The organism is Mesorhizobium intechi, assembly GCF_002879535.1.
Lineage (GTDB): Bacteria > Pseudomonadota > Alphaproteobacteria > Rhizobiales > Rhizobiaceae > Mesorhizobium > Mesorhizobium intechi.
The window spans coordinates 1-8,483 of sequence record NZ_PNOT02000152.1 but is presented as its reverse complement, the minus strand read 5'-3'; the positions used below and the strand labels follow the sequence as shown (position 1 = coordinate 8,483).

Annotated in this window: 7 protein-coding genes; 5 read left to right on the top strand and 2 right to left on the bottom strand. The window is 64.5% G+C overall.

Features of this window, described 5'->3' with window-relative positions:
* Both mepK and C1D09_RS12775 read right to left on the bottom strand, forming a co-directional pair.
* Positions 1 to 926, bottom strand: a 926-nt coding sequence (gene mepK / locus C1D09_RS12780) for a peptidoglycan L,D-endopeptidase MepK (protein ID WP_143974676.1), incomplete at its 3' end; no start/stop codon positions are given.
* 637 nt (positions 927 to 1,563) lie between these two features.
* On the bottom strand, positions 1,564 to 3,099 hold the full coding sequence (locus C1D09_RS12775; RefSeq protein ID WP_143974675.1) for a sigma-54-dependent transcriptional regulator: 1,536 nt from the start codon (positions 3,097 to 3,099) through the stop codon (positions 1,564 to 1,566).
* Between the two features lie 159 nt (positions 3,100 to 3,258).
* Between C1D09_RS12775 and C1D09_RS12770 the strand changes: the two genes are divergently transcribed.
* The 5 genes from C1D09_RS12770 (at position 3,259) to C1D09_RS12750 (ending at position 8,458) form a co-directional block, all read left to right on the top strand.
* Positions 3,259 to 5,097, top strand: a complete 1,839-nt coding sequence (locus C1D09_RS12770) for a M3 family oligoendopeptidase (protein ID WP_167514587.1) — start codon at positions 3,259 to 3,261, stop codon at positions 5,095 to 5,097.
* A gap of 361 nt (positions 5,098 to 5,458) precedes the next feature.
* Positions 5,459 to 6,226 carry a proton-conducting membrane transporter gene (locus C1D09_RS12765; protein ID WP_143974674.1) on the top strand — a complete coding sequence of 256 codons (768 nt, stop codon included), beginning with the start codon at positions 5,459 to 5,461 and terminating at the stop codon, positions 6,224 to 6,226.
* Between the two features lie 161 nt (positions 6,227 to 6,387).
* Positions 6,388 to 7,545, top strand: a complete 1,158-nt coding sequence (locus C1D09_RS12760; RefSeq protein ID WP_425463414.1) for an aminodeoxychorismate synthase component I — start codon at positions 6,388 to 6,390, stop codon at positions 7,543 to 7,545.
* Positions 7,494 to 8,156: an aminotransferase class IV family protein gene (locus tag C1D09_RS12755; RefSeq protein ID WP_143974672.1), complete on the top strand. Its 663-nt coding sequence runs from the start codon at positions 7,494 to 7,496 to the stop codon at positions 8,154 to 8,156. The genes C1D09_RS12760 and C1D09_RS12755 overlap by 52 nt, the downstream gene beginning before the upstream one ends.
* A gap of 14 nt (positions 8,157 to 8,170) precedes the next feature.
* Positions 8,171 to 8,458 (top strand): YciI family protein, encoded by a 288-nt coding sequence (locus C1D09_RS12750; RefSeq protein ID WP_143974671.1) that lies wholly within the window; start codon positions 8,171 to 8,173, stop codon positions 8,456 to 8,458.
* Positions 8,459 to 8,483 lie beyond the last annotated feature (25 nt).

Sequence of the window (8,483 nt, the reverse complement as noted above, 5' to 3'; positions counted from 1 at the left end):
TCCGGCGCCTGCTCGTCGGCAATCTGCGGAACGTTGGCGCGCTGCGCATTCTCGGGCGCCACGATGGCGATGCCCGGCAGGTTGCCGCTGTTGGCGGTCGCCGCCGGCTTCAGGTTTCTGGGCTTGGGCGCGGGGGCGGCCGAAGCGGTCTCGACATCGGCGCTGTCGTCGGCCTCGTCGTCGCCGCCACCACCGAACAAAGCGGAAAGGAAGCCACCGGACTTCTTGCCGCTGCCGCCGGCGCTCGCAAGCTCGACATTTGGCGTACCGGCACCCTTGCGTGCCTTGTAGGCGGCCATCGCCTGCTCATAGCCGGGAAGCGGACGGCCGTCGCTCGGCACGTGCAGCGTCTTGCCGTTGGGGAACAGGCTGACCAATTCCTGGCGGCTGATGCCGGGCCAGTGGCGGACATTACCGACATCCATATGGACGAAAGGCGAACCGGAGGTCGGGTAATAACCGACGCCGCCGCCCTGCATCTTCAGGCCGACGTTGCGCAGCTTCTTCAGCGGCACGCCCGGAATGTAGAAATCCATCGCCTTGCCGAGCATATGCTGGCTCTTCTCGGCGACACCGCGGCTACGGCTGCGCAACATCGAATTGGTCGCCGGCGAACGGTAGCCGCACACGACCTGGATATAGTCGGTGGCGCCGCTTTCGCGATAGGCCTCCCAGACCAGGTCCAGCAAGCGCGGATCCATCTTGGTCGGCTCATTGCGGCGCCAGTCGCGCAGGATGATGTTGATCTTGCGCAGGCCCTCGGGAACGTAGCGACCGTTGCGCTTGTAGACGATCTCGGCCTTTTCGTGCGTGTGCAGGTGATAGAGTTTCAGCGAGCGCGTCTCGGCGCTGGCGCCGGTGGCTGCCGCAGCAACAAAACCAAAAGCGACAATCACCGCTGCCAGCCATCTCGGCCAGACGCTCAAATGATGATGACGCCCGTTTGTGAGTCGTTCGATTCTGTTCAAATCAAAAGGCCTTGCAGGCTGCCGTTTGTCCCCGGATTTGCCCAAACGGACGTGTGGTTTTCACATCCGAATATCGATCCTAATGGTTAATCGTCGCTTATTGAAGCCGAAATGCGGTAACACCATGGCGATATCCCGTCAAAAATTGTTCACAAGGTTTCTTGGTAAACCGCTGGTTTAGATCAGGATTCCGGCTTCGGCCGAACACGATCTGTTACCGTTAGCGTTAATGCGTGAACAAAGCTGTCCAGAGGCATGCCATATTCCGGCCGAAACCGCGACCGAGGCCAATCCTGCCATTGCAAGCTGGTCCCGGCCTTGCGTCGGGGCACGTGATCCTGGTCCCGGAAGGGGTCAAGCGCTCCCAAGGTGTTGAGATTAAGGTCAGGCCGAGCCGGAGCCGAGGACGGGCGCAAGACGACCAACAAGGGGGTTCCGAGAACCGGCGGGGAGCGTGCTTTTCGTACCTGAGCGCCGGCCTACGCCGGCGGTAGCTCCAGGTGCCACGATCCTCATCATGTGCTTCGGCCGGCCAAGGCCGGAAGCGCGGCAAGCCGCCGCTTGCAGGCCGGCCTCGCCTGAAGATCAACGCACCTCAGGAAGCGAGGCGGTCGACACGGCCCGTCTCCGGGTCGATGCCGTATTCCTTGAGCTTGCGGTAGAGTGTCGAGCGTCCGATGCCGAGGCGGCGCGCGACTTCGCTCATCTGGCCGTTGTAATGGTCGATGGCGAGCTTGATCATCTCGAGTTCGACATCGGCCAGCGCGCGCACATTGCCCCGTTCGTCGAGCGCCCGCAGCGTGCCGAATCTAGGCTGAAGCAGGGCCGGCCGGTCCGGCTCGGCGGCTGGAGCGGCATCGCCGGCCAGGCCCTCCTCATCGGGGAACTCCGGAGGCGATGACAGGCGAGGTGCCGCTTCGTCCATTTCGAGATTCACGGTGCCTTCCACCTGCGCGCGAATCTGCGGAAAATCATCGACATCGAGCACGTCGCCTTCACACAGCACCGAGGCGCGGAAGACGGCGTTTTCCAGCTGCCTTATGTTGCCGGGCCAGTCATAGGCCTCCAGCACGGCAAGGGCCGCTGGCGAAATGCCTTGCAGGCGACGGCGCGGGTCGGCGGGCGCCACCCGCTCCATGAAATGCGTCACCAGATGCGGAATGTCGTCGCGGCGGTCACGCAGCGGCGGCACGAAGATCGGGTAGACGTTGAGCCGATAGAACAGGTCCTCGCGGAACTTGCCGTCCTTGACCTGCTGCAGGAGGTTGCGATGCGTCGCCGAGATCAGCCTGATGTCGACCTTGACGGTCGAGCGGCCGCCGACCGGGTCGACCTCGCCCTCCTGCACGGCGCGCAGCAGCTTGACCTGCACGTCGAGCGGCAGGTCGCCGATCTCGTCGAGGAACAGCGTCCCGGAATGCGCTTCGACGAACTTGCCGGTGTGCTTGTCAGTGGCGCCGGTGAAGGAGCCCCTCTCGTGGCCGAATAGGATCGATTCTACCAGATTGTCGGGAATGGCGCCGCAATTGACGGTGACGAAGGGTTTCGAGCGGCGGTCGCCGCTGCCCTGAATGGCGCGCGCCACCAGTTCCTTGCCGACGCCGGATTCGCCTTCGATCAGGATCGGGATGTTGGATCCGGCCGCTTTCTGGCCGAGGCGGATCACCCTGTCCATGGCCGGGCTGTGGGTGATCATGTCCCTGAACGTCAGCAATCCGCCCCGCTTGCGCGACGTGCGCTTGACCTCGCCCTCGACCGCCTCGACCTTGAGCGCATTGGCGATCGAGGCCTGAAGCCTGTCGGGTGACGCCGGCTTGACGACGAAATCGAAGGCGCCGTGGCGCATCGCCGACACCACGGTTTCGATGCCGCCCTGGGCGGTCTGCACGATGACCGGGACGGTGATGTCACGTTCGCGCATTGCCTTCAGCACGCCGATGCCGTCGAGACCGGGCATGACCAGGTCCAGGATCACGACCGCGATGTCGCGGGCGCCGGGCCCGTCGAGAACGTCGAGGCCGGCCTCGCCGCCCTCGACGACGATTGCCGTGTGGCCGAACCGCGTCACCGCCGCCTCGAGCAGCCGGCGCTGCACGGGATCGTCATCGACTATGAGTATGGAACCTGTCATGACTGTCTTGAACTGCCCGAGCCCGAAATCCCCATGGATCATCTTGGCACAGGGTTCTAAATAAGGTTTCAAAAAACCCGGTGAACGAATTCCTTACGATTTGACCGGCTTGCCTGATCCCCTTGATTCTGAGCTCATAATTCACAGAAGGTATGGTCGATGCGCATGATGTTTGGCCGGCGGCTTGCGGCACCGGCGTCCGGTCAGGGCGCGGCCGAACTCGGCGATCTGCCGGAATGGAACCTTGCCGACCTCTACGCCGGCATGGAAGCCCCGGAACTGAAGCGTGACATCGCAAAAGCAGCCGCCGACGCGATCGCTTTCGAGACCCGCTGGAAGGGCACGCTCGCCGCCGAGGCCGGGCGCGGCGGCGCCGGCAAGCTGGGCGAGGCGCTGCTCGCCTACGAGGCGCTGGAGGAGTTGATCGGCCGCATCGTCTCCTATGCCGGCCTGGTCTATGCCGGCAACACCGCCGACCCGCAGCGTGCGAAGCTCTATGGCGACATCCAGGAGAAGATGACCGATGCCAGCGCGCATCTCCTGTTCTTCGCGCTCGAACTGAACCTGATCGACGACGACGCGATCGAAAGCGCGCTCACCAGTGATCCGGCTTTCGGCCATTACCGGCCCTGGGTGCTCGACCTCAGAATGGACAAGCCCTACCAGCTCGAGGACCGCGTCGAGCAGCTTTTCCACGAAAAGTCGATCACCGGGCGCGGCGCCTGGAACCGCCTGTTCGACGAGACGATGACCGACCTTCGCTTCGACGTCGACGGCGAGGACCTGACGCTGGAGCCGGCCCTCAATCGCCTGCAGGATGCCGATGGCGAAGTACGCCGCCGCGCCTCCGAGGCGCTGGCCGCGACCTTCCGCAAGAATTTGCGCACCTTCACCCTGATCACCAACACGCTGGCCAAGGACAAGGAAATCTCGGACCGCTGGCGCGGCTTCGAGGACATCGCCGATTCCCGCCATCTCGCCAACCGCGTCGAGCGCGGCGTCGTCGACGCGCTCGCCACCGCGGTGCGCGAGGCCTATCCGCGCCTGTCGCATCGCTACTACGCGATGAAGGCGCGCTGGCTCGGCATGGACGTGATGAACCATTGGGACCGCAACGCGCCGCTGCCGGAAACGCCGCAATCAGTGATCGGCTGGGACGAAGCGCGCAACACCGTGCTGTCCGCCTATCAGCGCTTCTCGCCCGAGATGGCCGAGATCGCGCGCACCTTCTTCGACCGCAACTGGATCGACGCGCCGGTGCGCCCGGGCAAGTCGCCAGGCGCCTTCGCCCATCCGACCGTGCCGTCGGCCCACCCCTATGTTCTGCTCAACTACATGGGCAAGCCGCGCGACGTGATGACGCTGGCGCATGAACTCGGCCACGGCGTGCATCAGGTGCTGGCCGCAGGCCAGGGTGCGCTGATGGCCTCGACGCCGCTGACGCTGGCCGAGACGGCGTCGGTCTTCGGAGAAATGCTGACCTTCCGCTCGCTGCTCGAGCGGACCACCGACCGGCGCGAGCGCAAGGCCATGCTCGCCCAGAAGGTCGAGGACATGATCAACACCGTGGTGCGCCAGATCGCCTTCTACGAATTCGAGCGCAAAGTACATGCCGAGCGCCGCAACGGCGAACTGACATCCGACAGGCTCGGCCAGTTCTGGCTGGAAGTGCAGGCCGAAAGCCTCGGCCCGGCGATCAAGTTGCGCGACGGTTACGAGGTGTTCTGGACCTACATCCCGCACTTCATCCATTCGCCGTTCTACGTCTATGCCTATGCGTTTGGCGACTGCCTGGTGAACTCGCTCTACGCCGTCTACCAGAATGCCGAGCGCGGTTTTCAGGACAAGTATTTCGAGATGCTGCGCGCCGGCGGCACCAAGCATCATTCGCAACTTCTGGCGCCCTTCGGCCTCGACGCCACCGACCCCGCCTTCTGGCAGATCGGGCTCGGCGTCATCAGCGGCCTGATCGATGAACTGGAAACGCTCGACGGCTGAGACGCCTCTCGCTTGCAAAGAACAGTTTAGCCGGTATGCATGTTGGGACGGCACTGTTCTTTCGCTAAATATTTGTTCTTGAAGAACTCTAGGCGGAAGTTTTTCCCATAGCTTTCCACAAGCTCTATGATAGCCTTCGCGGCAAGCTCAGCCGGAGCCTACGCGGATCGGCGAGGGAAAATCTCAGCCGGCCGTGACGCTCAGGCGAACGCGACAACGGCCGTTGGCCATGGGCTGGAGAACCCGATCGCCGACAGCTCGAACCGAAGCCGGCTGTTCTGCGAACCCGCGGAACCATCACCGAGTAGTCCATCGCCGAAGGTCATGACCCACGGCAGACGGATCTGACTGGAGAGAGACAATGGGCACTTTTTTCTACGTGGTCCTGGCGTTCCTTGTAGGCGTTCTGGTTGGCTGGTTCATCTGGGGTCGCCTGCGTGGTGAGCTCGACAGCTTGCGCGGCGATCTCGACCGCACCCGCGGCGAGCGCGACAGGCTGCGTGCCGACGGCGACCGCCTGACCGGCGAACTCAATGCATGCGGCAAGACCCGCGCCGACCTCGAGCGCCAGTTGCGCGAGGCGCAGACGGGTGGAGCAAAGGCGTCAAGTCAGCCGCCGGCCGCCCTGATGTCAACGCCGGCGGCCGCCAAACCCGCTCCGGCGGCGGCCAAGGCTGCGCCTGCCAAACCCGCCGCGAAGGCTGCACCGGCGAAGGCCACCGCCGCCAAGTCGGCTGCTCCGAAGCCCGCGGCCGCCAAACCCGCCGCCAGCAAAACCGCGGCCTCCGCCGCTTCCTCGGCAAAGAGTTCGGCCGCGCCCAAGCCGGCAGCCACCAAGAAGGCCGCACCGGCGGCAGCCAAGCCTGCGGCCGGCAAATCGGACAATCTGCGCCGGCTGATCGGTATCGGCCCGGTCAACGAGAAGCTGCTCAAGGCGCAGGGCGTCACCACCTTCGCCCAGATTGCCGCCTGGACCGCGGCCGACATCAAGCGGATCGAGGACGTGATGAATTTCGACGGCCGCATCGCCCGCGAACGCTGGATCGACCAAGCCAAGCTGCTCGCCGCCGGCGACGAGAAGGAATTCGCCAAGCAGTTTCCGACAGCCGGAACCGCCAGCAACACCTGAGCGCCAGAGGCAGACCATCAAGTCGGCGGGCCACAGGCCCCGCCGACTTCTTTTTTTTTTCGCAGGCAAGCCCGCCACGAGGTCGGCTTTGAGGGGCAAGGTGCCGTTCCCTCGATTGCACGCGAGCGGCCCCCCATATAGAGCGATCGACGGCTTCATCGATCCTGGTCCCCATGTCCCTGCCCGCCGCCATCTTCCGCAACGACGAAAGCGCGCGTCAGCTCGTGTTCGACCGGCCGGCCGATATCATCGTGGCGCATGAGGCCCGGGATTTCGGGCCGGCGCTGGAAGCAGCGCAGGCCGCGCATGACGCCGGCAAATGGCTGGCCGGTTATTTCTCCTACGAGGCCGGCTATCTGCTGGAAACGAAACTGGTTCCCTTGCTGCCGCCGGGACGTCGCACGCCGCTGATCTGCCTCGGTGTCTTCGATGCTCCGGTCGAAGACGCGGTGCCGCCGCGCGATGCGGCAACCCCGAACGGCCCGATCTTCGATGCGCGGGCGGCCTGGTCCTTCGAGGATTATGAGAAACGCTTTTCACGACTGCACCAGCACATCAGGCAAGGCGATTGCTACCAGGGCAACCTGACCTTTCCGGTGCAGGCGCAGTGGTCGGGCGACCCGCTTACCGCCTTCGATGCGCTGACCGAACGCCAGCCGGTGAAGTATGGCGCGCTGGTGGCGCTGGGCGATCCGATCGTGCTGTCGCGCTCGCCCGAACTGTTCTTCGAGATCAATGCGGCCGGGATGATCGAGACACATCCGATGAAGGGCACGGCCCCGCGCGGCGCGACCAAAACCGAGGACGAGCGGCAGAAAACCTTCCTGCGCAATGACGAGAAGAACCAGGCCGAGAACCGGATGATCGTCGATCTCCTGCGCAACGACATCTCACTGATCAGCGAGGTCGGCACGCTGGAAGTGCCGGAACTGTTCCGCATCGAGAGCTACCCCACCGTCCACCAGATGGTGAGCGACGTCAGGGCGAAGCTGCTGCCGGGCCTTACCATCCGCCAGGTGTTTGCAGCACTGTTTCCCTGCGGCTCGATCACCGGCGCACCGAAGATCCGCGCCATGGAGATCCTGCACGATCTGGAGGGCACGCCGCGCGACGTCTATTGCGGTGCCATCGGCTGGATCGCACCCGGGGGCACGATGCGCTTTTCCGTGGCGATCCGCACCATCTCGCTCTTTGCCAGTGGCGAGGCCGTCTACAATGTCGGCGGCGGCATCGTCTTCGATTCGACGCCTGGGGAGGAGTATCAGGAGTGTCTGCTCAAAGCCCGCTTCGCGACGGGGACACCGCCGATTTCGAGCTGATCGAGACGATGCGCTGGCAGCCCGAGGCGGGCTTCCTGCGCTTCGATCGCCACCTTGCGCGCCTCTATGGCTCGGCGCAGGAGCTTGGCTTTGCCTGCGATCCACAGAAGATAGGCGCCGTGCTTGGCAAGGCGGTCGACGGCGCCCGAACAGCCATGCGCGCGCGGCTCGCCTTGGCGCGCAACGGCGACGCGACGGCCTCGGCACAGCCCTACGAACCGCTCGCCGCCGACAAGGTCTGGATATTGCGGCTCGCGCGGACGCGGCTCGATTCGCAAAACACGCTGCTGCGCCACAAGACCAGCCGGCGCCAGCTCTACACCCATGCCCGTTCCGAGTATCTCGTCACCCAGGCCGACGAGGTGCTGCTGGCCAATGAGCGCGGCGAAATCTGCGAAGGCACCATCACCAATGTCTTCGCCGATTTCGGCAACGGCGTGCTGGCTACGCCCCGGCTCGATTGCGGCCTGCTGCCTGGCGTACTGCGCGCCGAGCTTCTGGACGAAGGCCGGGCGGGAGAAGCGATCTACAGCTACGACGATCTGAAGTCGGCCAAGGCACTCTTCGTCGGCAATTCGCTGCGCGGCCTGATACCCGCGAAGCTTGTGTGAACCAGGAAAGCGCCATGTTCGTCGTTTCGCTGAACTACAAGGTTCCTCTGGCCGAGATCGACCGACTGCAGCCAGCGCATGTCGAATGGCTGAAGGCCTGCTACGCCGAGGGCATCTTCATCGCTTCCGGGCCGAAGACGCCGCGGACCGGCGGCATCATCATCGCGCAATGCCCGCGCGAGATCCTCGACGCCAGGCTGGCTGCCGACCCCTTCGCCAAGACCGGCGCCGCGGACTACGAGGTCACCGAATTCCTGGCCAGGATGACCGCCGCCGGTCTCGACGCTTTCAAGGACGCATGAGCTTGGTCGAGGCCCTGCCCACCCA

Bases quoted from the DNA above. Each gene is read 5' to 3' on its own strand.
- C1D09_RS12775 (WP_143974675.1), bottom strand. From the start codon at position 3,099: ATGACAGGTTCCATACTCATAGTCGATGACGATCCCGTGCAGCGCCGG.
- C1D09_RS12770 (WP_167514587.1), top strand. From the start codon at position 3,259: ATGCGCATGATGTTTGGCCGGCGGCTTGCGGCACCGGCGTCCGGTCAG.
- C1D09_RS12765 (WP_143974674.1), top strand. From the start codon at position 5,459: ATGGGCACTTTTTTCTACGTGGTCCTGGCGTTCCTTGTAGGCGTTCTG.
- C1D09_RS12750 (WP_143974671.1), top strand. From the start codon at position 8,171: ATGTTCGTCGTTTCGCTGAACTACAAGGTTCCTCTGGCCGAGATCGAC.